Origin of the sequence: Streptomyces sp. NPDC059455, assembly GCF_042750115.1 — a bacterium.
GTDB lineage: Bacteria > Actinomycetota > Actinomycetes > Streptomycetales > Streptomycetaceae > Streptomyces > Streptomyces endocoffeicus.
In genome coordinates this window covers 1-23,711 of the sequence record NZ_JBHYVB010000096.1, presented here as the reverse complement: position 1 = coordinate 23,711, position 23,711 = coordinate 1, and the positions used below count along the sequence as shown (strand labels likewise).

Below are 23,711 nucleotides of genomic sequence, written 5' to 3'. Positions count from 1 at the left end.
GCCCGCGGGGGATTTTTTTGTGTTTGGGGGTTGTGTTGGGGGGTTTTGTGGGGGGGGGGGGCGGTCCCGTGCCACCCCCCCCCGCTTCGCTTTGTCGTCCATCGCCCGGCGCCCGGCCCGTCAGCGCATCGCCGGGGAGGCCTGCTGCAGCGTGATGCCCAGCGCCGCCGCGTACTTCGCCAGCGCCAGCTTGCCCACGGCCGGGTAGTCGCCCAGCGCCTCGGCCGCCGAGCAGCCCGCCTCCTCGGCCGCCGCCGAGATCAGCTCGGCGGAGACCTCCGGGCCGATGAGGTACGGCGCGAGGGCCAGCCGCGCGGAGCCGGCCGAGCGCAGCTGCTCGGCGACGCGGAGGACGGCCCCGTCCTCGTCCAGCGCGGCGGCCATCACCGGCACCGCGAGGCGCGCGGAGAGCAGCATGCCGGTGATGCCACCGGCCTGGGCCGCCTCCTCGCCGCCCACCGTGGCGAGGATGATGCCGTCCGCGGCGGTCGCGACCGTGAAGAGCCGGGCGCGGTCGGCGCGGGCCAGGCCCGCCTCCGACAGACGCACGTGCAGGGCCTCGGCGAGCAGCGGATGCGGGCCGAGGACGTCGGTGAGTTCGGCCGCCGAGCCGCTGCTCATGACGGCCTGGCGTATGCGGCGCAGCTGGCCGTTGTCCGGGCCCGCGAGCAGCGGCACCACGACGGCCGCCGGGCCGTCCGTGGGCGCCGTGGGGACGGGCGGGACCTCGTCGACGACCTCGCCCGCGGCCTCGGCCGCCGCGATCGCCTCCGCCGCCTCGTCGGCGAGGGCCTTGGCGGCCTCGGCCGCCTGCCGCAGACGCTCGGGGTTCTCCTGGGCGGCGCGCGTGAGCACCGACTCGAGCTGCGGGAACTCCTCGCCGTCGCCGTCCAGGAAACCGATCTGGGCGTCAAGCCCGGGCATCTCGGAGCGGGCGATGCTCAGGAGCTCCTCGGCCAGGCGCCGGGCACCGTCATTCGGCGCACCGGGGACGGCCAGCACCAGCGGAGGCGCGCCGAGAGGTACGGCGGCGGGCTCCGGTCGGCGGTGCCGTCCGGACTGGCGGGGACGTGGCATTCGTACAGGCAGGCCGGACGCGGGCCCTGTGGGGGAGCTCATGGCGCCGCATGTTAGTCGCTTAATGGGCTCGGCTGTTCGGGAGGGGGTGACTGGGGGCATCTGTCCCGCTTTGTCGACCGGTGTTGTGTGTTGATGTGCGCTCAGCAGCCATACTTGGTCGAAGAATCAGTCATGTGTCCGGAATGGTCGGTCATGGCGTTCGATATGGGTCGGCGGGCATTGGGTGCCCGTATGGGGCCGCCTGTGCCGGGCGTCCTGTGCCGGATGTCCTGTGTCGGGCGTCCTGCTTCGTGGTCGCGTCGTGTGCGTCTCGTTTTCGGTACGTACAGGGCGTGGGCTCAGACGACGCTGAGCAGCGCCGGGTCCCGCGGCAGCCGCAGTTCGCCCGCCGCCAGCGCCGCCGCGACGCACAGCGCCCCGTCCAGCGGATCCCCGGCCGCCTCGGTGACCCGGGTCCCGGGCAGCCGCGCCGCCAGCTCCTCGCGCACGGGCGTCAGCAGCGGCGCGCCCATGCGGAACAGCCCGCCGGTGAGCGCCACCTCGCTCGACACCAGCCGGGGGCAGACCGCCTCGGCGGCCTCGGCGACATGGCGGGCGGCGGTCCGCAGGATCGCCGCCGCGATCGGATCCTCGGCGGCGCACCGGCCCACCTCGGGGGCGAAGGAGGCCAGGACGGCGGGGCGGTCGGGGCGCGGATACAGCTTCCCCGGCAGCCCGGTCGCGGGGCCGAAGACAGCTTCCAGACGGGCCAGCAACGGCTTCGAGCCGCCGTCGCGCCCGTCGTACGCGCGCATCGCCGCCTCCAGGCCCGCCCGGCCGATCCAGGCACCGCCGCCGCAGTCGCCCAGCAGATGGCCCCATCCGTCGGCCCGCCGCCAGCCGGTGGCGGCCCAGCGAGTGTCCCCGCCTGGGGCGGTGGCGTCCGCGCTGGACGCACCGCTCGTGCCGGGTACGCCGCCCGTACCGGATGCGTCATCCGCGCCGGACAAACCGTCTGCGCCGGACAAACCGTCCGCGCCGCCCGCGCCCTCCGTAACTCCCTCCGGCACCGCCCCCAGCGCGATCAGCCCCGTACCCGCCGCGACCACCGCGCCGGGATGCTGGCCCAACGCCCCGGCGTACGCGGTCACCGCGTCGGCCGCCAGCGCGAGTCGCCGTACGCCCAGGGCGTCGGCGAGCGCGTCCGGGAGCCTGGCGCGCAGGTCGTCGCCGAGTGTGGCCATGCCCGCCGCGCCGACGCAGACCGCGCCGAGGTGCCGGGCCCCGGCTTCGCGCAGCAGCTCCCGGGCGGCGGGCAGGACCCGCGTCAGCAGGTCCTCCGCGTCGATGCCCCGGTCGCCGACGACGGCGGGCGTGGACGAGGACCACGTCAGTGGCGGCGAGGACCAGGACAGCGGCGGCGGGGGCCCGTTCTCGGCGGCGGAGCCGCCGTAGGCATCCGCGCGGGCCACCCCCACCCGTACGCCCGAGCCGCCCGAATCGATCCCGAGCACATGCGTCGCCGCGGCGTCGGGCACCGTGTCGGCCACCGGCTCAGCCGAATCCGCGCGAGTCCTGCTTGAGCGCCGTGTCCACGGTGAGGGCCGTGGCGATCACAAGGCTCAGCAGCGGGTCGGGCAGCTGGCGGTGGATCTGGAGGACGTAGTTGTCCGCCGTCGTGAACATCGTCTTCGCCAGGCCCTCCCAGGTCTTGGTGATCCGGGCGACCTCGCTGTCCGTGTGGTCGACGATGGCGAAGTTCCAGGCCCGCCAGTTCTCCGCCTTGATGGCGCCGACCTGCTGGCCGTTGACGTGAATGCCAAAGTTGATCTTGCCGAAGACGTTCTGCTGGACGATCTCACCGACCGGCTGTCCGTCCGGTCGGGTCACCTGCACCTTGGACTTCACGAACTTCGCGGGCCGGGTGAGCACCAGATGCGGCTGCCCGTTGGCGTCGCGGATCTCCAGCCGGTGCGTCATGAACTGGTCGAGGCTCGAGACGAACCGGGCGACCTTCTTCAGCGTGCTCTGACCGACCTGGACCACCGAACCGATGGTGCGCCCGTGCTGGTCGAAGACGCTGTACTCATTGGTGAGCTCGATCAGCTTGGCCTTCTGGTTCACCACCAGCACCGGTTCGGTGAACAGCGTGCCGCCGCCGCCCGCCGAGGGGCCCACATGCGCCTGCTGCTGCACCTGGTGCTGAACCTTGCCGGGGTTGTGGTTGGGCGGGGCGGCCTGCTGCGGCGGGGGCTGTCCGGGCTGGCCCGCGTGCGTATGGGCGGTCCACTGCGCACCGTCCCACCAGCGCAGCTGGTTCGGCGTGCCCTGGGGGTCGGCGTACCAGCCCGGAGGGGTGTTCGTAGGTGATGTCATGGCGGGCAGACTACCCCTCGCCCACCTGGAACGATGGGGTCAGGGAAGGCGCCAGTCCACGGGCTGCGCACCCTGCTGCGCCAGCAGCTCATTGGCGCGGCTGAAGGGACGGGAGCCGAAGAACCCGCGGTCGGCGGACATGGGGGAGGGGTGCGCGGATTCGACCGCCGGAAGGCTGCCCAGCAGCGGCCGTACGTTACGGGCGTCGCGGCCCCACAGGATGGCCACCAGGGGGCGGCCGCGCCCGGCCAGCGCCCGGATGGCCTGCTCGGTGACCTCCTCCCAGCCCTTGCCGCGGTGGGCGGCGGGGCGGCGCGGGGCCGTGGTGAGCGCCTTGTTGAGCAGCAGCACGCCCTGTTGGGTCCAGGGCGTCAGATCGCCGTTGGACGGACGCGGCAGAGCGAGGTCGGTGTGCAGCTCGCGGTAGATGTTCTCCAGACTGCCGGGCAGCGGCCGCACCTCGGGCGCCACCGAGAAGCTGAGCCCCACCGCGTGTCCGGGCGTGGGATAGGGGTCCTGACCGACGATCAGCACCTTCACCTCGTCGAAGGGCTGCTGGAAGGCGCGCAGCACATTCTGCCCGGCGGGCAGATAGGTGCGGCCTGCCGCGATCTCGGACCGCAGGAAGTCGCCCATCGCCGCGATGCGTTCCTCGACGGGCTCAAGTGCCTTGGCCCAGCCCGCTTCCACAATTTCATTCAAGGGTCGTGCTGCCACACCGCGTCACTCTAGTGGCTCAGCGGGTGGCCGCATGCCACCTCTCGATCACTCTCAGCCGATCACGGCGATCCCCCTCAGCCGATCACCGCGGCCCGGACACACAGCACATCGGGGAGGTGGTGGGCGATCTGCCGCCAGCTCTCGCCCTCGTCGGCGCTCGCGTACACCTCGCCGTTGCGATTGCCGAAGTAGACCCCGGCCGGATCGGCGTCATCGGTGCGCAGCGCGTCTCTCAGCACCACCCCGTAGTGCGGCTCGCCCGGCAGCCCGGCGCACCGCTCCTCCCAGCTGGCGCCCGCGTCCTCGGTGCGGAACACCCGGCAGCGGTAGCCCGGGGGGTAGCGGTCCGAGCCGTCGGCGGCCGGGAAGACGTAGGCGACGCCGCTCCGGCGCGGATGGACGGCGACCGCGAAGCCGAAGTCCGCCGGGAGGCCCTCGCTGATCTCGGCCCAGTGTCCGCCGCCGTCGTCGCTGCGGTACACCCCGCCGTGGTTCTGCAGATAGAGCCGGTCGGGGTCGACCGGATCCCGGGCGATCTTGTGGACGCACTGCCCGAACTCGGGATACCGATCCGGCAGGAAATCCGCCCTGAGTCCGCTGTTGGACGGCGCCCAGCTCTCCCCGCCGTCCGCCGAGCGGTACACCCCGCCGGAGGATACGGCGACCATGAGCGCCCGCGGGTCCCTCGGATCGGTGACGACCGTGTGCACCGCCTGCCCGCCGAACCCCTCGCCCCACTCCGGCCGCTGGGGGTGGTCCCACAGACTGCGGATGAACGCGAAGGTCTCCCCGCCGTCCTCGGAGCGGAACAGCGCGCCCGGCTGGGTGCCCGCGTAGACCACCCCCGGCTCGTCGGGCCCGGCCGGCTCCAGCTGCCACACCCGCTCCAGCGAGGTGTCGGTGCCCTCGGGGAACTTCACCGCGGGCCTGGCGGGCTCGTGCCAGCTCGCGCCGAGGTCGTCGGAGCGGAAGACCGAGGGGCCCCAGTGCGAGCTGTCCGCACCGGCCAGCAGCCGGGGACGGTCGCCCCGGGTGTCGATGCCGACGGAGTACACCGCCTGCATGGGGAAGTGGGGACCGGTGAAGTCCCAGCCCCCGCTGGAGCCGGGGCGGCCGAGGAAGAGACCCTTGCGGGTGCCGACGGCGAGCAGGACATCGTTCATGACGGCTCACTCCTTGGAGTGCGAGACGGGACGGCGGAACGGATGGATGTGTCTGTCATCACAGAGTCTGCACCCGCCCACTGACAACGGCCCGGAAGCAGTCGCGTCACCCGAGGGTGCATGCACCACAGGAGAGCATCCACGCCACAGGAGGTCACCCGCGCCACAGAAGGTCATGTGCGTCATACGAGAGGCTTCGTAATTTGACGATCGTCGTACTACGGTGGTTATCGTACTAAGCGGTGGTCCGGTCGGACCCCACGAGGAGAAACGGAGACGTTCATGAGTGCCCTCTTCGACCCCTTCACCCTGCGGTCGCTGACCATCCCCAACCGCCTCTGGATGTCGCCCATGTGCCAGTACAGCGCGGACCCGGACAAGGGTGCCGGGGTCCCGCACGACTGGCACTTCGTCCACTACGGTGCCCGCGCCGCCGGAGGCACCGGACTGATCCTGGTCGAGGCGACGGCCGTGTCCCCCGAGGGCCGCATCAGCCCCGGAGACCTCGGCATCTGGAACGACACCCAGGTCGAGGCGTTCCGTAAGATCGTCGGCTTCCTCAAGGGGCAGGGCACCGTCCCGGGCGTCCAGCTCGCCCATGCCGGCCGTAAGGCGTCCACCGACGCTCCCTGGAGAGGCGGCGCGCCGCTCGGCGCCGACCAGCGGGGCTGGCAGCCGCTCGGGCCCAGCACGGTCCCGTTCGACGAGGGCCATCCGGTGCCGGACGAGCTGTCCGAGGAGTGGATCGGCGAGATCACCCGCCAGTTCGCGGACGCCGCACGGCGCGCGCTCGCCGCCGGTTTCCAGGTGGCCGAGATCCACGGCGCCCACGGCTATCTCATCCATGAGTTCCTCTCCCCGCACAGCAACCGCCGCACCGATGGCTACGGCGGCTCCTTCGAGAACCGCGTCCGCTTCGCCCTGGAGGTCGTGGACGCGGTGCGCGCGGTCTGGCCGGAGGAACTGCCGCTGTTCTTCCGCACCTCGGCCACCGACTGGCTGGAGGAGAACGGCTGGACCCCGGACGACACCGTCCGGCTCGCCGCCCTGCTGAAGGACCACGGCGTGGATCTCCTCGACGTCTCCAGCGGTGGCAACGCCGCCGGTGTGCGCATTCCGGTGGAGCCGGGCTACCAGGTGCCGTTCGCCGCCCGGGTGCGCCGGGAGACCGGGCTGCCGGTGGCCGCGGTCGGGCTGATCACCGAGGCGGAGCAGGCCGAGAAGATCGTCACCAATGGTGAGGCGGACGCCGTGCTGCTGGGCCGCGAACTGCTCCGCGACCCCTTCTTCGCCCGCCGTGCGGCGGGCGAACTGGGCGGTCAGGTGCACAACCCGGACCAGTACCACCGCGCGGTCCGGTAGACCGCGAACGTCCCAGCCGTCCCGTCCGGGGCCTCGAGTAGTTCGGAGCTGAAGTAGTACGGCGATCGTCAAACTACACTGGAGGTCTCGGAACGAGGCGATGAGGAGCAGCCGTGCAGACGCAGACCACGCCGACCGCGTCCCAGTCCCAGCCCCGGGCGTCGTCCCAGCCCCAGACGTCCGGGCGCTCGCTGGAGCATCCGCGGTGCGAGGCGATCCGCCTCGAGGACGTGCTGCACGCGCTCTCCGACCCCATGCGGATGCGGGTGGTGCGGACGCTCGCCGAGGAGAACTGCGAGCTGTCCTGTTCGGTCTTCGACCTGCCGGTCAGCAAGTCCACCACCACCCACCACTTCCGGGTGCTGCGCGAATGCGGTGTGATCCACCAGATCTACCGGGGCACCGCCAAGATGAGCGCGCTGCGCCGCGCTGACCTAGACGCGCTGTTCCCCGGACTGCTCGACAGCGTCCTCGCCGCCGCGGCCCTCCAGGAGGGGCGCCTCGGCGGCGACCGGGGCTGAAGTCCGCCCGCCCGGCAGGTGGTTGAAGAGCAGATTGAGCGCGATCGCGGTGACGCACCCGGCGCTGATCCCGCTGTCCATCACCGTCTGGAACCAGTCCGGGAACTCCTTGTAGATCCCCGGTACGCCGACCGGCAGCAGCCCCACGGCGACCGACACCGCCACCACCGTCAGGTTGTGGTTGTCCCGGAAGTCCACCCCGGCCAGTGTGCGCAGCCCGCTCGCCGCGACCGTACCGAACATCACCAGACCGGCCCCGCCCAGTACCGGGGCCGGGATCGAGGCCACCACCGCACCCAGCTTCGGGCCCAGCCCGAGCACCACCAGCAGGCCGCCCGCCGCCGCCACCACCCAGCGGCTGCGCACCCGGGTCATCCCCACCAGGCCGACGTTCTGCGCGAAGGCGGTGTACGGGAAGGTGTTGAAGACCCCGCCGAGCACGGTCGCGGCGCCGTCGGCGCGCAGTCCGTCCGCCAGCCGCCGCCCGTCGACCGGGCGCTCGGTCAGCTCGCCCACCGCGATGAAGTCGCCGGTGGTCTCGGTCATCGTGACCAGCGCGACGACCAGCATGGACACCACCGCGGGCGTCTCGAACGTCGGGGTGCCGAAGTGGAACGGGGTGGAGACGCCGACCCAGTCGGCGTCGCCCACCCCGGAGAAGTCGGTGAAGCCCAGGGGTATCGCGGCCGCCGTCCCGGCCACGATCCCCACCAGCACCGCCACCCGGCCGAGGAATCCGGGCGCGAAGCGCTGCACGGCCAGGACCAGGACCAGCACCCCGGCGGCCAGGCCCAGGTTCTTCGGCGCCCCGAAGTCCGGCGCGCCCTGGCCGCCCGCCGCCCAGTTGCCCGCGACCGGCAGCAGCGAAAGGCCGATGATCAGTATCACCGTGCCGGTCACCAGCGGCGGGAAGAACCGCAGCAGCCGTCCGAAGACCGGCGCCAGCACGATCATCGCCACCCCGGCCACGATCACCGAGCCGTAGATCGCGCGCAGTCCGCCGCCCTGCGTGCCGATCAGCACCATGGGGGTGACCGCCGCGAAGGTGCAGCCCTGCATGATCGGCAGCCGGACGCCGAACCGCCACAGCCCCACGCACTGCAGGACCGTGGCGATACCGCACAGCAGCAGATCGGCGTTGATGAGATACGCCAGGTCGGCGGGGGACAGCTTCATCGCCCCGCCGACGATCAGTGGCACGGCCACCGCGCCCGCGTACATGGCCAGCACATGCTGGAGTCCGAAGGCGGCGAGCCGGCCGGGCGGCGGCACCTCGTCCACGGGATGGCGTACGGACACGGGCTGGCCTACGGACGTCATGGCGGCTCCTCGCGCGGCGCGGGGTTGGGCGGCGGGTCAGGGTGAGTCGACCGTAGAAGGCTTCAACAATCTGTTGATTTCAGGGGTGTTGCCGCCCTGTGTCAACCCCTTGGACCGCGCGGACCTGCCGCCGTACGCCACCCCCATGGAACGCGCGGACCTGTGGACCGCCGCTGGAAGCCGATCCTTGCCCGGCCCGGATCACTCCTGACCGCGCGCCGCGCCCAGCAGCCCCGTCCAGTCCGGGATCTTCACCTTCGTACGCCCCAGCGCCTCGCCGAGCGCCGCCTCGGCCGCCTCGATCCGCAGCCAGCCGGTCCACTCCACCGGCTCCACCCCGGCCTCGCGCAGCGCCCGCAGCGGATCCGCCACCACCGGGCGGGCGGCGAGCGCGTCCGCGTCGGCCAGCAGCGAGGCCACGGTCTCCTTGGCGCACGGCCGGTTGGTGCCGATCACCCCGGTCGGCCCGCGCTTGATCCAGCCCGCCACGTACTCCCCGGGCGAGGGCACGCCGCCGCGCAGCACCCGCCCCGCCGCGTTGGGGACCGTGCCGCGCTCCTCGTCGAACGGCAGGCCCGGCAGCGGCACACCCCGGTACCCCACCGACCGCAGCACCAGCGGCGCCTCGATGTCCTCGAACACCCCGGTGCCCGCCACCCCGCCGCGCCCGTCCGGCGCGCTCCGCTCGAAGCGCACCGCGCGCACCGCGCCCTCGCCCAGCAGCGCCACCGGCTTGAGGAAGAACCGCAGATGGATCCGGCGCGGGCGGCCCGTGGGCTCGCGCCGCGCCCAGTCGCGCAGCACCTCGACATTGCGCCGGTTGATCCCCGGCAGCCCCGACGGGTCCACATACGCCGGGTCCAGTGCCAGCTCCTCCGGGCGCACCAGCACATCGGCGCCGGTCAGCGCGCCCAGCTCACGCAGCTCCTTGGTGGTGAACTTCGCCTGCGACGGCCCGCGCCTGCCGATCATGTGGATGTCCGAGACCTGGCTCTCGGACAGTGTCCCGAGGGCGGCGTGCGGCACATCGGTGGGCCTCAGCTCCTCCGCCCCACGGGCCAGAATGCGCGCCACGTCCACCGCGACATTGCCCACCCCGATGACCACGGCGGAGCCCGCCCCGAGCGCGAAGGAGTCGACGGTCGCGTCGGGATGGGCGCTGTACCAGGAGACGAACTCGGTCGCGGAGAAGCTGCCCGGCAGCTCCTCGCCCGGAACGCCGAGCCGCCGGTCGGTCGCCGCGCCCACGCAGTAGACCACCGCGTGGTAGAGCCCCAGCAGCCGCTCGGGCACCAGCGGGGGCGGGCCCACCTGCACATTGCCGAGAAAGCTGACCCGGGGATGCTCCAGGACCGCGCGCAGCGTGTTCTGCAACGACTTGATCTTCTCGTGGTCGGGCGCGACACCGTAGCGCACCAGCCCGTACGGACAGGGCAGCCGGTCCAGCACATGCACCGACACCTCGGGGACGGCCTGCTGCTGGATGAGCGCTTGGGCGGCGTACACCCCGCTCGGCCCGGAACCGATGACCGCGACACGAAGCACGAGGAGCTCCTTCCGCCGGATGTCTCCAGCATCCCACCCGGTGGGGCGCCCTGTCCGGTACTACGCGCCGAGGGACCGGCCCGGGTGATGCCCCCCGGCCGCCGGTCCACGGGCCCGCGACCGCGCCGCGAGCCCGGCTCCAGGCCGGTCCAACGGTCCGCCGGGGCTCCACGCGCCGTCCGCTACGACATCTGCCGCATCCGCCGGATCTCGCTGCTCTGCTGCGCGATCACGTCGTTCGCCATCTCCTCCACCCGGACGTTGTTGCCCTGGGCCAGTACATCCGTGGCCATGGAGACCGCGCCCCGGTGATGGGCGATCATCAGCTTGAGGAAGAGCGCGTCGAAGTCGGCGCCCTTGGCGGCGCGCAGCCGCGCGAGCTGGGCCTCGGTGGCCATCCCCGGCATCTTCGCGTCATGGCCCTCGTGGCCGTCCCCTTCGCCGCCCTTCGGCTCGCCGCCGGCTGTCTTCTGCCAGGCCCGCATCGCCTCGATCTCCGGCTTCTGCCCGGACGCGATGCGCTCCGCGAGCCGCTTGACCTTCGCCGACTTGGCTCGGTCGGCGGTGAGGCCGGTCATCACCAGGGCCTGCCGATGGTGCTCGATCATCATGCGGACGTAGGAGCGGTCGGCCGTGTTGGGGGAGTCGTCGTCGCCCGCCTTCGCCGCCTCCTCGGCGGACAGCTTCTTCGCCGCCTCGCCGGGCTTGCCCGGCGCGATCACCGCGGGCTTTCCGTCCTTGCCCTTCCCCGCGTCGGCCCCACCGCCGCTCTCCGCGTCACAGCCGGTCAGGACGAGGGCCAGGGCGGCCGCGAGGGATGCGGAGTGGAGCGTCGTACGGCGGTTCAACACCGTGGCCTCCTGGGGCGCTTGGGATCCGCAGACCGTCTTAGCACGTCAGCGGGGCTCCCGATCCGGGCGCGTTGGGAAAATCTCTTTACGAACATGTTGCTACCTGTTGTGGTGTACATGGATAGAGCGATACTTCCCCCGGTCCGTCAACCGTTCAACTCCGAACGGAGACGGCTACAAAGGGAGGACGCAGTGAAGCCGTGGGAAAGACCTCCGCAGCGGCGCAGATACCTCGGCGCGGCCGCGGCCGCCTTCGGACTGGTGGCCACCTTGCTGGCCGCGGGCCCGGCGGCCGCCACGCCCGACCCCGGTGACGCTCCCCACAAGGAGCGGGTGACGAAGAGTCAGCAGTCGGAAGCCAGGGCCGCCATCGAGAACGGCGACATTCCCGGGGTGGACCAGATCGTCCACAGCGACAATGTCAGCCACCTCACCAACATCCCCAAGCAGGACCTCAAGGGCGTCAACTCCGACCTGGCCTTCCAGGGCAAGTACGCCTTCGCGGGCAACTACGACGGCTTTGTCATCTACGACATCAGCCGGCCGAAGAGCCCGAAGATCGTGAGCCAGGTGCTCTGCCCGGGCTCGCAGAACGATGTGTCGGTCTCAGGAGACCTGCTCTTCCTCTCCACCGACTCCTCGCGCAGCGACAACTCCTGCAACAGCACCACCCAGCCCGCGACCGACAAGTCCTCGTGGGAGGGCATGAAGGTCTTCGACATCAGCGACAAGCGGAATCCGGAGTACGTCGCCGCCGTCGAGACCTCCTGCGGTTCGCACACCCACACCCTGGTGCCCGAGCGCAAGGACGTGTACATCTACGTCTCCTCGTACTCGCCCAGCGCCACCTTCCCGGACTGCCAGCCTCCGCACGACGGCATCTCCGTCATCAAGGTGCCCCGTAAGGCGCCAGAGAAGGCCGCGGTCATCGACTTCCCCGTGCTCTTCCCGGACGGCGGAAACCCCGGTGGGCCCACCAACCCCGGCGTCTCCCAGACCACCGGCTGCCATGACCTCACCACGTTCCCCGAGCTGAAGCTGGCGGCGGGCGCGTGCATGGGCGACGGCATCCTGCTCGACATAGCCGACCCCGCGAAGCCGCGGGTCATCGACCGGGTCGAGGACAACGTGAACTTCGCCTTCTGGCACTCGGCCACCTTCAACGAGCGCGGCACCAAGGTCGTGTTCACCGATGAGCTGGGCGGCGGCGTGGCCGCGACCTGCAACACCGAGGTGGGCCAGGACCGCGGTGCCGACGGCATCTACGACATCGTCGGCAAGGGCGACAAGCGCAAGCTGGTCTTCCGGAGCTACTTCAAGATCCCGCGCCACCAGGCCGACACCGAGAACTGCGTGGCCCACAACGGCTCGCTGATCCCGGCCAAGGGCCGCGACATCATGGTCCAGGCGTGGTACCAGGGCGGCGTGTCCATCTGGGACTTCACCGACTCCGACCGGCCGAAGGAGATCGGCTACTTCGAGCGCGGGCCGCTCTCCACTGACACGCTCATCACCGGCGGCTCCTGGTCCGCGTACTACTACAACGGCTACATCTACTCCAATGACATCGACAAGGGCTTCGATGTCCTGAAGATCCACGACCGGCGCACCGACAGCGCCGAGTCGGTCCGGCTGCCCGAGCTCAACACGCAGACGCAGCCCGACTACCGCTGAGCGCCGGCTCCCTAGCCCAGAGCGCTCATCCGGCTCCCAGTCCAGCTCGTAGCGGTGGAACAGTTCCGCCCGCAGCCGCTCGGGCGCCATCGGCGCGCCCGGCAGCAGCACCGCGACCACCGCGCCCATCAGCAGGGCGCGCAGCAGCCGGTAGTCGGTCTCGGGGTCCTCGGAGCCGTAGCGCGTGACGGTGTCCCGCAGCAGGGCGGCCAGCCGCTGCTGCTCGGGGCACTGGATGAAGCCCTCGGCCGTGAGGATCCCCGCCATATGCGTCCGCATCAGCCGGGGCCGGTCCCGGGCCAGGCCCAGGATCGCGTCGATGGCCCGCGCCAGCAGCTCCCGCCCGGTCTCCTCGCCCTCCGGCCGCGGCTCCCGCTCGAGCCCCCGGGCCAGCTCCATGTGCATCAGCCGGTGCACGGCCGTCTGCAGCAGCTGCCGCTTGCCCGGGAAGTAGTACGACACCAGACCGCGGGCCGCCCCGGCCCGGTCGGCGATGTCGGCGAGGGTGGTCGCCTCGTAGCCGTGCTCACCGATCAACTCGACCGTCGCCTCCAGCAGACGGGCCTGGGATCGGCGCCGCAACTCCTCATTGACCGACGGGCTTCGGGGGACCATGCTGTAACTCCTGCGTTGGCTGGCTGTCAGTCAATATACTCAGGGGACGTGCGGTTGTCCGCCGTTCCCTTGGGGGCGGACGCATGTCTCCGCCGGTTCGGGCGACACGGGGGGATTGCCCGAACCGGTGGGTTCGCGCCTTTGGGGCGCCTTTGGAATCCCTCGCGGGGCCCGGCCTTCGGGCGCTAGGGAGCCGTGGCGGCGTCCGGCAGCGGGCCGAGAATCGCCCGCAGGGCGTCCGGGCGCCGGTCCACCGGGAGATGGTCCACCAGATGGACCCGGCAGCCCAGGGCCGCCGCTCCCGCGTCCGCCCGGCGGTCGTCGCCCACCATCACGGTGTCACCCGGGTCCAGCCCCAGCGCGTCGCACGCGGCCTGGAACAGCCGTGGATCCGGCTTCTGGACGCCGTGCTCGTACGAGAGCGCATAGGCGTCCACCAGCCCGTCCAGGCCGTGGGCGCGGAAGACCGGGCGCGGATCCCAGCCGATGTTGCTGACCACCGCGATCCGCACCCCGCGCCGGCGCAGCTCGCCCAGCACCTCCGGGGCGTCGGGGTAGGGCCGCCAGGCGGCGGGCTCCCTATGGCGGTCGTAGAGGGCGTCGTAGAGCTCGGGGCGGGGGAGCGGCACCTGGCGGGCCAGCCCGGTGTAGGCGGCCCGGTGCAGCTCGGCGTCGCGGTCCCGTACGCGCCACACGTCCTCCAGGTGTGGCGGCACCGCGACCGGCGGGGCGCCGCCGGGAAGCGCCCCGGCGTCCTCCAGGTCCCGCGCGTACCGTACGAACTCCTCGTCCGCGACGGCCGTTCCGGTCCGCTCCAGCGCGGCACGGAGCCAGGACTCGGTGGACTCGACGCGGAACAGCGTCCCCGAGAAGTCGAACAGGGCGCCCTTGATGGTCACAGTTGACGCTCCCTCATCTTCGATGTGGGCCAGGAGCCAGGACTTCCGGCATCGTATGCCGTGGGTCCGGCCTCGTTCAGCCACCGGCGCATCCGTTTCGGCCGTTTTGCTGGCAGATAAATCCCGGCCGAATCAAGGCGCAGGGTTTAGGGGATTCATGAGGTGGAGGCCGTTTATGGTCTCGCTGTCGTGGTGATCATACAGGGGTCAATCCCCGCGACTCCGACCGAGGCGGGGCAGGCGATATCTGCTGAGCGCGAGGAGGTTGCCGGTAATGGTACGTGACATGACGTTGAGGCAACCGGGGGATGCCCACGGGTTGGGTGCGTGCCGGTCCGGAGTCCGCCGTGGCGGGCGTGGAGCGGTGACCGACCGGGGTGGCTGCTGGTAAACGCCAGCTTTGCGGGAAGCAAAGAAGATTGCCGGTTCCACAACCGGTTTCATAGGCTGAGCTGTATTCGCGTCGGTATGCCGCACTCTCCCTTTCTCCTGCGCGCCGTCGCCGGTGGCGTCCCGCCCTTTCTGGGGTGTGCGGACAGGCCGCCCGCTCAGTTGGGCATGATCACACGGGGGACACGGGGGCGGGTAACCGTGGCTGAGGTCACAACCGAGGGAAGGTATCGTTCCGGTTGTGTCTCTGCTTGTATGACCGTCAAGACCACTGGCTCCCACCGGAGGTGATCCACATCAGGGAATTCGGCGCCGCCGACGCAGCGGATATCTGTCTCGTCAAAGAGATTTTCTTCCGCGGGGTGGGATGACCGCGGAGATCAACTCATCGCTCAAACGCAACCCCCACAGCGAGGACTGATGAGTATGGGACTGACAGATTATCAATCCGAGCTCCGCGACGTTCTTGGCACGGCAGCAGAAGGCAATGGCGGGCTTCTTCAAGTGATCGGGGGCCCCGGTGTCGGGAAGACCACCTTATTGGGAAGTCTGAAGGAGCAGGCGGCCGCATCGGGCGCGGTCTGTCTCACGGCGTCCGGATTCGCGGACGACGCCGCCATTCCGTTCAATATCGTGGAACAGCTGATCCGGTCCTCCACGGCCACCGGGGCATTGGACGTCGTGGCACGCTGGAGGACCGCCGGGGAGCGGTATGCGGAAGCCGAACACGACCTGCTGAGAAGTCTGGTCCGGGAGATATCCGATGTGCTGCACCGCATCGCGGGCGGCAGGCAGCTGATCCTCGCGGTCGATGATGCCGAGCATGCCGACTATCCCTCCCTGATGTGCCTTCTGCATATCGCCCGGCATGCGTCCGGCACTCGCACACTCGTCGTGATGAGCAGCGGGCAGACCCACCACCTGTGCAGCCGCATTCACAGCTTCCACCACCTCTACAAGATCGATATCGGCACTCTCCCGGAGTCCGGGGTCGGACGCCTGCTGGAGCGGCACGGTGACGCCGGCCTCGCCGACCGAATCCGCGCCTCCTGCCACGCCATCAGCGGAGGGAACCCGAGGCTGGTCAAGGCTCTGTTGCGGGACCATCTCAAGGCCGCTCGGAGCGGGGCAGGCGGAGATGTCGCGGTCGGAGCGGAGTTCCGGGAGTCCTACCGCCGGTGTCTGCTGTGCCATCAGACGCCGCTCCAGGTGGCACAGGCGCTCGCCGTGCTCGGCCCGTACGGCAGCCCATGGCGAGTGGCCGGTCTGCTCGAATTCGGTGAGGAACGCATATTCCGGGCCATGGACCTCCTCAACTCCGCGGGCCTGCTGGAGGACGGGCGTTTCCGGCACCCCGTGGCCCGTTCCGTCGCGCTGGACACGCTGACGGCGGACGACCGGGCCCGCCTCAGCGCGAAAGCGGCCGAACTTCTGTATGCCGAGGGGGCCGACCCGATCGCGGTGGCGGAACTCCTGGTCACCGCCGACAAAACGCCGGATCAAAAGGGCGTGGCGGTGCTCTGGCAGGCGGCTCAGAAGCATCTCGACGAGGGTCGTACGGAGGAGGCGATCGCCAGCCTGCGGCTCGCCGACCGCGCGGACCTCGGCCGGCGGGAGCACATGGACATTCTGATGGCGCTGGTCGGCGCCTTATGGTCCAGCAATCCGGCGACCGCCGAACCCGAACTGGACCGCCTGCTGGCCGAGATCCGCACGGAATCCCCCGCGGACATCCCGGAGCAGTATCAGTGCTTCCTGCTCTTCATGGTGCTGTGGTTCGGCCGGTACGCGGATGCGGAAGAAACCTTCAAATGGTCGTCGGGCAGTGGTGCCACCGATACCGCGTCCAGTATGGCCGCTCTGCGGGTGACCCGGCAGTGGGTCACCTTCCTCAAACCCATGCTGATCCATGACTTTCCCGGGCAGGATGCCCTGGATGGGGAAGTCGACGGTTTGTGGGCGGCCAATCTGGAGCACGGCCTTCAGCTCTCCGTGGACGAGCTGGGCATGGAAATCGGGCATCTTCAGGATCCTCGGCAGGTGGCGGACTTCTCCCCCGACACCATGCATCTCCTGTCACCCTCCAACCATTTCTGGTTCGCTTACGCATACGCCTGCCGTATCGTCTGGGCACTGGCCGCCAGGGGAGAATCGGAGGCTGCGGACCGGCTGTGCGGGGCGCTTTTCACCGCGGCCGACAAGTTGAACATGAAGACCCCGTGCGCCGTCGCCCTGTCCATGCGTGCCTATATCCGATGCCGCCATGGGGATTTCACTACCGCCATTGAACTCGCGGGTACGGCATTGCGGTCCATCCCACCGCGCGGCTGGGGCGTCGCCATCGGATTGCCGCTGTCCGTGCTGGTGGCGGCCCACACCGCCATCGGCAGACTCGAAGAGGCCCAGCGGTATCTGCATTACTGGGTTCCGAAGGAAATGTTCGACAGCGTGGTGGGACTGGAGTACCTCCGGGCCCGGGGGCAGTACTGCCTGGCCACCAACCGCCCGTACGCCGCGCTGAACGACTTCATGGTGAGCGGAATGCTGATCGACCAGTGGCCCGTGGACTTCGGTGACCTGGCGCCCTGGCGCGTCGACGCCGCCGAGGCGTATCTGCGGGTCCACGAGGCGGCGGAGGCCAAGAGACTCGCCCTGGAGGAACTCAAGCTGTCGCCGGACCGACCCCTGAGCACCCGGGGCAGAGCGCTGCGCATCCTGGCCATGGCCGAGGACCCGGACAAGCGCAGGCTGCTCCTCTACCAGTCCGCCAAGTGCCTGCGCGAGCAGGCCGACCGTTATGAACTCGCCCGCACCCTCGCCGAGCTCAGCCAGGACTACCTCAGCACCGGGGAGACCCAACAGGCGCGCACCACCTGGCACGAGGCGCGGAAGCTGATGGACGAGTGCGGGATGAGCGCTCAGCACGAAAGCCGACGAGAGCTCGTCGTGGACGGTGTGGAGAGCGCCGGGAGCTCTCGGCCGCTCCAGGACGCGGGGCAGTCCGAACACGCCGAGGGCGACGTCCCCGGCACACCGGCCGAGAGCGCCGAGCAACCCGTGCTGTCGGAGGCCGAGTGGCGCGTGGCCACGCTGGCGGCGTCCGGAATGACCAACCGGCAGATCGCCAAGAGCCTGTACATCACCGTCAGCACCGTGGAGCAGCATTTGACCCGCGTCTACCGCAAGCTCTCGGTGGGAAATCGGCAGGAGCTGTCACGCCGTCTGTGGCTGCTCATCGGTGCCACGGGATCGTCCTCCGGCTGAGCGCCGCCGAGGCAAGGGGGGATAGGGGAGTGGTTAGGGGACTGGGGAGCGGGCGCGCGGACCAGACTTGGCAATCCGTAGGGCGGCGCAGTGGTGGCGATGGAGCGACTGACGGGACGGACAGGCATGGACGAGATACGCGACTACCCCGAACTGCGGGCTGCTGCATGCCCGTTCTCACCCCCGCCGGGATACGAGGAGCTGCGCGAGCGGTCCGCTGTCACCCGGGTGCGGATGTGGGACGGCAGCACCCCGTTCCTCGTCACCGGCTATCACGAGGCGCGGACCGTGCTCGGCGACGACCGGTTCAGCGCCGACGGCACCCACAAGGCGATGCCCCGCTTCGTGAAGTTCGAGGTGCCGGCCGATGTGTTCAACCTCGGGAGGATGGACGATCCGGAACACGCCCGGATCCGCCGCATGCTCACCGCGCACTTCACCATCCGGCGCACCGAGGCGATGCGGCCGATGATCCAGGACATCGTGGACGGCCTCCTGGACCGGCTGGTCGCCGAGGGACCGCCGGCCGACCTGGTGGCCGACTTCGCCTTCCCCCTGCCGTCCCAGGTGATCGCCGTGATGCTGGGGGTCTCGGACGCCGACTTCGCCGAGTTCCAGCGGGCGTCGCAGGGGGTCATGGACTTCACCGTGTCGACCGAGGAGATGGGCGCCGCGCTCGGGGTCATGGTGGACTACGTCTCCCGGATGTGTGCGGCCAAGCGTGCCGCCCCGGGAGACGACCTCCTCAGCCGGCTCATCGTCGACCAGGAGCGGACGGGCGCTCTCACCCAGCAGCAGGTGGTCGCCACCGCCCTGGTGCTGCTGCTGGCCGGGCACGAGACCACCGCCAACATGATCGCCCTGTCCACCGTCCTGCTGCTGCGCAACCCCGACCAGCTCGCCCGGCTGCGCGCGGACCCCGGGCTGATGCCCAACGCGGTGGACGAACTGCTCCGGTACATCACGATCGTCCAGGAGGGCACCGGACGGGTGGCCATCGAGGACGTCGAGGTCGGCGGCGTGCTCATCCCGGCCGGTGAAGGGGTGATCATCAACCTGCCCAGTGCCAACCGCGATCCCCACTTCGCGGACGCCCACGAGCTGGACCTGAGCCGGCCGAACGCCCGTGAGCACGTCGGGTTCGGCTTCGGAGTGCACCAGTGCCTGGGGCAGACCCTGGCCCGGGTCGAGCTCCAGATCGCCCTGGAGACCCTGTTGCGTCGGCTGCCGACGCTGCGCCTGGAGGTCCCGTTCGAGGACCTGGCGTTCCTGTACGAGTCGATGAACTTCGGCGTCGCCCGTGTGCCCGTCGCCTGGTGACCGATGCCTGGTGACCGATGACTGGTGACCGATGGCCGATGGCCGATGGCCGATGACCGCCGACCGGAGGCCGGGCGGACAACAGAAGGAGAGGGGAGCACCATGGTGAAGGTCTCGGTGGATCAGGAGAAGTGCTGCGCGGCCGGACACTGCGCGCTGGCCGCGCCGGAGGTGTTCGACCAGCGGGAGGAGGACGGGGCCGTCATCCTGCTGGACCCGAACCCGCCGCTCGCGCTCCGCGACAGCGTCGCCGAGGCGTCGTTCCTCTGCCCGGCCGCCGCGATCGCGGTAGAGGATTAGTAGAGGATTAGCAAGCGCTCCACACCCGATCGCGGCCCCGGCGAGGCTTCTCGCCGGGGCCGCGCAAGCGAGGGGAAGGCAGTCTTTTGACCACGTCGACTTCCAGTCCGGCCGCCAGTTCCGCGTCCGCAACCCGGCAGGTCACCGTCGGGCTGGCCGAACGCTCGTACACCGTCCACATCGGACACGGTGTGCAGCGGCTGCTCCCGCGGGTGGTGGCCGCCCTGGGCGCGCGCAAGGCGGTGGTGGTCACCGCGCGGCCCCCCGAGCGGACCCCCGACCCGGGCGTGCCCTCGCTCGTCGTACAGGCGCGCGACGGGGAGGAGGCCAAGGACCTGGCCGCCGTGACGGACCTGTGCCGCCGGTTCGTCGGATTCGGGCTGACCCGCTCGGATGTGGTGGTGTCCTGCGGCGGCGGCACCACGACCGACACGGTGGGCCTGGCCGCCGCCCTCTACCACCGGGGCACCCCGGTCGTCCATGTGCCGACCTCGCTGCTGGCCCAGGTGGACGCGAGCGTCGGCGGGAAGACCGCCGTCAATCTGCCCGAGGGCAAGAACCTGGTCGGCGCCTACTGGCAGCCCGCGGCCGTGCTCTGCGACCTCGACCACCTGGACACCCTGCCCGAACGGGAGTGGCGCAACGGCCTCGGCGAGATCGCCCGCTGCCACTTCATCGGCGCGCCCGATCTCGACCGGCTGCCGCTGCTCGACCAGATCGCGGCCAGTGTGACGCTCAAGGCGGGTGTCGTCGCCGCGGACGAACGCGACTCGGGTCTGCGCCACCTCCTCAACTACGGCCACACCCTGGGGCATGCGCTGGAACGTGCCACCGGGTTCGCACTGCGGCACGGGGAGGGCGTGGCCATCGGCACGGTGTTCGCCGGGCGGCTCGCCGGCGCGCTGGGGCGCATCGGCCCGGAGCGGGTCGCCGAGCACCGTGACGTGGTCGCCCGCTACGGCCTGCCGACCGGGCTGCCCCCGCATGTGGCCGTCCCCGAGCTGGTGGAGCTGATGCGGCTGGACAAGAAGGCCACCGATGGGCTGACGTTCGTCCTGGACGGCCCCGAGGGGCCCGGACTGGTGGGCGGGATCTCCGCGGAGACGGTCAGCGCCACCCTCGCGGAGATGCCCCGCGAGCCGGAGGGGTGATACGCCGCGGTATTCGGCCCGTTCGCTTTAGGGGCACACAGTCCCGGTAGGGGGTTGACCGTACGGCGCGCGCCCTGGATATCAGAACAGCGCGGCGCGTAAATCGAGATGCGTTGGGGTCGGTTAGGGGGCGGAGGCTCCGGTAGGGGTTGATGCTGGTCCGGGCGTGCTGATGGAATCGTTTCCCGATCAACGTTTGGTCTGACCCAAGGGCCGCGAGTCCGCATTTCGTCGACCTCGATCGGGGACCATGAACATGCCCTACAGCTATGCCATGCCGGTGAATACCGAGCGGAATTCCCCTCCGACGGACAGGATGTGGAATGCCGCGGCGCACCTCGGACATCCATTCGGTGACTCTCCGGTGCGGTCCGGGCGGGCCCTTCTTGTGGACGGACCGCTGGCATGCGGAAAGACGACCCTGCTCCGGTCGTTCGCCGAGCGAGCCTCGGAGGCCGGCCAGCTCGCCGTCACGGCGACGTGTTCCCCCAGTGAGCGGGACCTCCCGTTCGGTGTCGTCTCCCAACTGGCCCGCGGCGTCTGGAAATCACCGGGCGGGCTGCCCGAGGTGCCGGGGCTGTCGGCCCTCCTCCACGGGACCAGCGATCCGGCCGACGAGGCCGAGGTCGCCCGCCTGTGCCATCGGCTGTGCACCTCGCTGATCGACCATGCGGAGCACACGCCGCTGCTGCTCGCCGTGGACGATGTGCGGCACAGCGACCCGGCCTCCGCGCACTTCCTCCTCCAGCTGGTGCGCCGCCTGGACTCGGCACGGATCGCGGCCGTGTTCACCGACGACCTGAGCCTGCCCGCGCCGTCCCTGCCGCTCCGCTACGAGCTGCTGCGCTCCCAGAGCCTGCACCGCATCGGCCTGGGCCCGCTCACCCCCGGTCAGGTGGCCGAGGTGGTCGTGGCGGAGCTGGGGGAGACCGCGAGCCACCGCACCGGCGACGTCTACGCCGCCACCGGCGGCAACCGGCTGTTGCTGCACACCTTGCTGTCCGACTACCGCGAGCACGGCGAGCCCCGCCAGACGGGCTACGGCCAGTCCTTTCTGAGCTGTCTGCACCGCAATGAGCCGATCTTCCTGGACGTGGTGCGCGCGCTGGCCGTGGTGGGCGCCTCCTTACCCGCCGTCGACCTCGCCTGGCTGACCGGACACGAGCCCGAGCCCATCAGCCAGGTGCTGGCGGCGCTGACCGGGGCCGGGCTGATGGACGAGGGCGCGTTCCGGCACGAGACGGCGCGGCTCGGCGTGCTCAACGACATGCCGGCGCGGGCGCGCAGGACCCTGCACCAGCGGGCCGCGCGGCTGCTGCACGACCAGGGCAGGCCCGCCACCACGATCGCCCGTCATCTGGTGCGGGCCGGGCGGATCCCCGACTCCTGGCCCGCGGAGGTGCTGCTGGAGGTGGCCGAGCAGGTGGCGGTGGGCGAAGAGCCGTCCATCGCCGTCGACTTGCTGGAGCAGTCCTTCGAGCAGTGTCCGCACGAAGAGCGGCGCGCCGCCCTGCGGGCCAAACTCGCCGAGGCGGAATGGAAGATCAACCCCTCCACCGCCACCCGGCATCACACACCGCTCTACGACGCCGTCCGCGCCGGCCGGCTCGGCCTCCCCGACAGCGTCACCCTCCTTATGCAACTCCTGTGGAAGGGCGGTCTGACCGACGTGGAGGGGCTGCTCGCCCATCTGCGCGAAGACCCCGCCGCCGCGGACCAACTGCACGCCATCGAGGCGGCGCTCACCTGCACCTACCCCTGGCTGGCCGAGCGGCGGACCGCCCCGGCGCACCACGGTGGCTCAGCGGCCACCCGGGCGGCGGTGTGGCCCCGGGCCGGCACCGTGCTGGCGGACGTGCTCACCGGTGGGCAGACCCATGACACCGTACGGCGCGCCGAGGAGGTACTGCGTGAACTGCAGCTCGGCCACGACCCGGCGTGCCAGGAGCAGGCGGGGTTGTTCGCCCTGCTCGCGCTGGTCTACGGCGGCCGGATCGACCTGGCGTCCGCCTGGTGCGAGGGTGCGCTCGGTGAGACCGGCGGGGGACCGCACGTCCCCATGCGGCAGGCGGTGCTGGCGGCGGCCAGGTCGGAGATCGCCCTGCGCCGCGGTGACCTCGCCGAGGCCGCGGAGCGGGCGCGGGCCGCCCTCACTCATGCCTCCCCCGGCGCGTGGGGCGTGGCGATCGGGCTGCCGCTCGGCTCCCTCATCCTGGCGTGCACACGGATGGGCCGGTATGAGGAGGCGGGGTTCCATGTCGCGCAGACCGTGCCCAACGCCATGTTCAAGAGCTCCTACGGGCTGCACTACCTGTACGCCCGCGGCCACTACTTCCTCGCGGCGAACCGCCACCAGGCGGCGCTCGCGGACTTCCTGCTGTGCGGCGAGCTGCTCACCGACTGGGGGCTGAGCAGCGGCTGCGACCCGGTGCCGTGGCGGATCGGGGCGGCGGAGGCATGGCTCGCACAGGGCAACCACGACCAGGCCCGGATCCTGGTCTACCAGCAGCTCAGCCGTCCGCACACGGACGGGGCCAGGGCCCGCGGGCAGTCGCTGCGTCTCCTGGCGGCCACCAGTTCGGCCAAGCGGCGGCCGCAGTTGCTCAACGAGGCGGTGGGGCTGTTCACCGAGCAGGAGGACAAGTACGAGCTGGCCCGTACGCTGTGGGACCTCAGCCAGGCGTACCACGCGCTCGGCGAGAAGAAGCAGGCCCGCCGGACCATGCGCCGGGCCTGGCACGTGGCGAAGATGTGCGACGCGGCGTCGCTGTACGAGGAGTGGCTGCCGGCGGACGACCCGTCCCAGGCCACGGCGCTGATGCCGAAGTCGGACACCGGGATCGAGCGGTTGACGCACTCCGAACGGCGTGTCGCGTCGCTGGCTGCCATGGGCTACACCAACCGGGAGATCGCCGGGAAGCTGTACGTCACGGCCAGCACCGTGGAGCAGCATCTGACCCGGGTGTTCCGCAAGCTGGACATCAGGCACCGGGAGCAACTGCCCACCGAACTCTACGCCGACCGCATGGAGTTGGCGTGACAGCGGGCGGGGGGGGCGCCGGGCGCGGCGGGGCCCGCCGCGGTGTATTCCCGGGGGGGCCGCGCGGGGGGGCGGCGGCGGGGGTTCGCCGCGGCGCCCTCGGCGGCCCTGCTGGGGCTCGGCGACTGCGCGCTGGAGACC

Annotated in this window: 17 protein-coding genes and 1 pseudogene; 8 read left to right on the top strand and 10 right to left on the bottom strand. The window is 70.9% G+C overall.

Going from position 1 to position 23,711, the window contains the following annotated elements:
- Positions 1-120 precede the first annotated feature (120 nt).
- The 5 genes from ACFXB5_RS29755 to ACFXB5_RS29735 all read right to left on the bottom strand — a co-directional run bounded on the left by ACFXB5_RS29755 (position 121) and on the right by ACFXB5_RS29735 (position 5,318).
- On the bottom strand, positions 121-1,119 hold the full coding sequence (locus tag ACFXB5_RS29755) for a hypothetical protein (protein ID WP_385213333.1): 999 nt from the start codon (positions 1,117-1,119) through the stop codon (positions 121-123).
- A gap of 299 nt (positions 1,120-1,418) precedes the next feature.
- Entirely contained in the window at positions 1,419-2,609 is a 1,191-nt protein-coding gene (locus ACFXB5_RS29750; protein ID WP_385213331.1) for an N-acetylglucosamine kinase, read from the bottom strand.
- Positions 2,610-2,613: 4 nt separating this feature from the next.
- Positions 2,614-3,435 carry a phospholipid scramblase-related protein gene (locus ACFXB5_RS29745; RefSeq protein WP_201857753.1) on the bottom strand — a complete coding sequence of 274 codons (822 nt, stop codon included), beginning with the start codon at positions 3,433-3,435 and terminating at the stop codon, positions 2,614-2,616.
- A gap of 39 nt (positions 3,436-3,474) precedes the next feature.
- Complete coding sequence (locus ACFXB5_RS29740; protein ID WP_201857752.1) at positions 3,475-4,152, bottom strand: uracil-DNA glycosylase; 678 nt, start codon at positions 4,150-4,152, stop codon at positions 3,475-3,477.
- Positions 4,153-4,229: 77 nt separating this feature from the next.
- Complete coding sequence (locus ACFXB5_RS29735) at positions 4,230-5,318, bottom strand: WD40/YVTN/BNR-like repeat-containing protein (RefSeq protein WP_385213328.1); 1,089 nt, start codon at positions 5,316-5,318, stop codon at positions 4,230-4,232.
- A 282-nt stretch (positions 5,319-5,600) separates the two neighbouring features.
- Between ACFXB5_RS29735 and ACFXB5_RS29730 the strand changes: the two genes are divergently transcribed.
- Together ACFXB5_RS29730 and ACFXB5_RS29725 are read left to right on the top strand one after the other, a co-directional pair.
- Entirely contained in the window at positions 5,601-6,680 is a 1,080-nt protein-coding gene (locus ACFXB5_RS29730) for an NADH:flavin oxidoreductase/NADH oxidase (protein WP_385213325.1), read from the top strand.
- Positions 6,681-6,871: 191 nt separating this feature from the next.
- Positions 6,872-7,201: an ArsR/SmtB family transcription factor gene (locus tag ACFXB5_RS29725; RefSeq protein ID WP_385213359.1), complete on the top strand. Its 330-nt coding sequence runs from the start codon at positions 6,872-6,874 to the stop codon at positions 7,199-7,201.
- Here the strand turns inward: ACFXB5_RS29725 and ACFXB5_RS29720 are convergent.
- The 3 genes from ACFXB5_RS29720 to ACFXB5_RS29710 all read right to left on the bottom strand — a co-directional run bounded on the left by ACFXB5_RS29720 (position 7,115) and on the right by ACFXB5_RS29710 (position 10,917).
- Complete coding sequence (locus ACFXB5_RS29720; RefSeq protein ID WP_385213322.1) at positions 7,115-8,521, bottom strand: nucleobase:cation symporter-2 family protein; 1,407 nt, start codon at positions 8,519-8,521, stop codon at positions 7,115-7,117. The two genes, ACFXB5_RS29725 and ACFXB5_RS29720, sit on opposite strands and share 87 nt — an antisense overlap.
- A 201-nt stretch (positions 8,522-8,722) precedes the next feature.
- Positions 8,723-10,066 (bottom strand): FAD-dependent oxidoreductase, encoded by a 1,344-nt coding sequence (locus ACFXB5_RS29715; protein ID WP_385213320.1) that lies wholly within the window; start codon positions 10,064-10,066, stop codon positions 8,723-8,725.
- A gap of 182 nt (positions 10,067-10,248) precedes the next feature.
- Positions 10,249-10,917 (bottom strand): DUF305 domain-containing protein, encoded by a 669-nt coding sequence (locus tag ACFXB5_RS29710; protein ID WP_385213317.1) that lies wholly within the window; start codon positions 10,915-10,917, stop codon positions 10,249-10,251.
- Positions 10,918-11,109: 192 nt separating this feature from the next.
- Here ACFXB5_RS29710 and ACFXB5_RS29705 point away from each other — a divergent pair, with 192 nt between their 5' ends.
- The gene (locus ACFXB5_RS29705) at positions 11,110-12,591 is read left to right on the top strand and encodes an LVIVD repeat-containing protein (RefSeq protein WP_385213314.1); all 1,482 of its coding nucleotides are present in this window, start codon (positions 11,110-11,112) and stop codon (positions 12,589-12,591) included.
- A gap of 33 nt (positions 12,592-12,624) precedes the next feature.
- Here ACFXB5_RS29705 and ACFXB5_RS29700 read toward each other — a convergent pair.
- Both ACFXB5_RS29700 and ACFXB5_RS29695 read right to left on the bottom strand, forming a co-directional pair.
- A pseudogene (locus ACFXB5_RS29700) lies at positions 12,625-13,206 on the bottom strand (TetR/AcrR family transcriptional regulator); the annotation flags it as partial.
- 185 nt (positions 13,207-13,391) lie between these two features.
- Complete coding sequence (locus ACFXB5_RS29695) at positions 13,392-14,105, bottom strand: HAD family hydrolase (protein WP_385213311.1); 714 nt, start codon at positions 14,103-14,105, stop codon at positions 13,392-13,394.
- Positions 14,106-14,915: 810 nt separating this feature from the next.
- Here ACFXB5_RS29695 and ACFXB5_RS29690 point away from each other — a divergent pair.
- The 5 genes from ACFXB5_RS29690 (at position 14,916) to ACFXB5_RS29670 (ending at position 23,570) form a co-directional block, all read left to right on the top strand.
- On the top strand, positions 14,916-17,759 hold the full coding sequence (locus ACFXB5_RS29690) for an AAA family ATPase (RefSeq protein WP_385213308.1): 2,844 nt from the start codon (positions 14,916-14,918) through the stop codon (positions 17,757-17,759).
- Positions 17,760-17,885: 126 nt separating this feature from the next.
- Positions 17,886-19,079, top strand: a complete 1,194-nt coding sequence (locus tag ACFXB5_RS29685) for a cytochrome P450 (RefSeq protein WP_385213306.1) — start codon at positions 17,886-17,888, stop codon at positions 19,077-19,079.
- A gap of 105 nt (positions 19,080-19,184) precedes the next feature.
- Positions 19,185-19,379, top strand: coding sequence for a ferredoxin (locus ACFXB5_RS29680; RefSeq protein WP_201857774.1), 195 nt, complete (start codon positions 19,185-19,187; stop codon positions 19,377-19,379).
- Positions 19,380-19,465: 86 nt separating this feature from the next.
- Positions 19,466-20,530, top strand: a complete 1,065-nt coding sequence (locus tag ACFXB5_RS29675) for a 3-dehydroquinate synthase family protein (RefSeq protein ID WP_385213303.1) — start codon at positions 19,466-19,468, stop codon at positions 20,528-20,530.
- A gap of 250 nt (positions 20,531-20,780) precedes the next feature.
- Positions 20,781-23,570, top strand: a complete 2,790-nt coding sequence (locus ACFXB5_RS29670; RefSeq protein ID WP_385213301.1) for an AAA family ATPase — start codon at positions 20,781-20,783, stop codon at positions 23,568-23,570.
- Positions 23,571-23,711 lie beyond the last annotated feature (141 nt).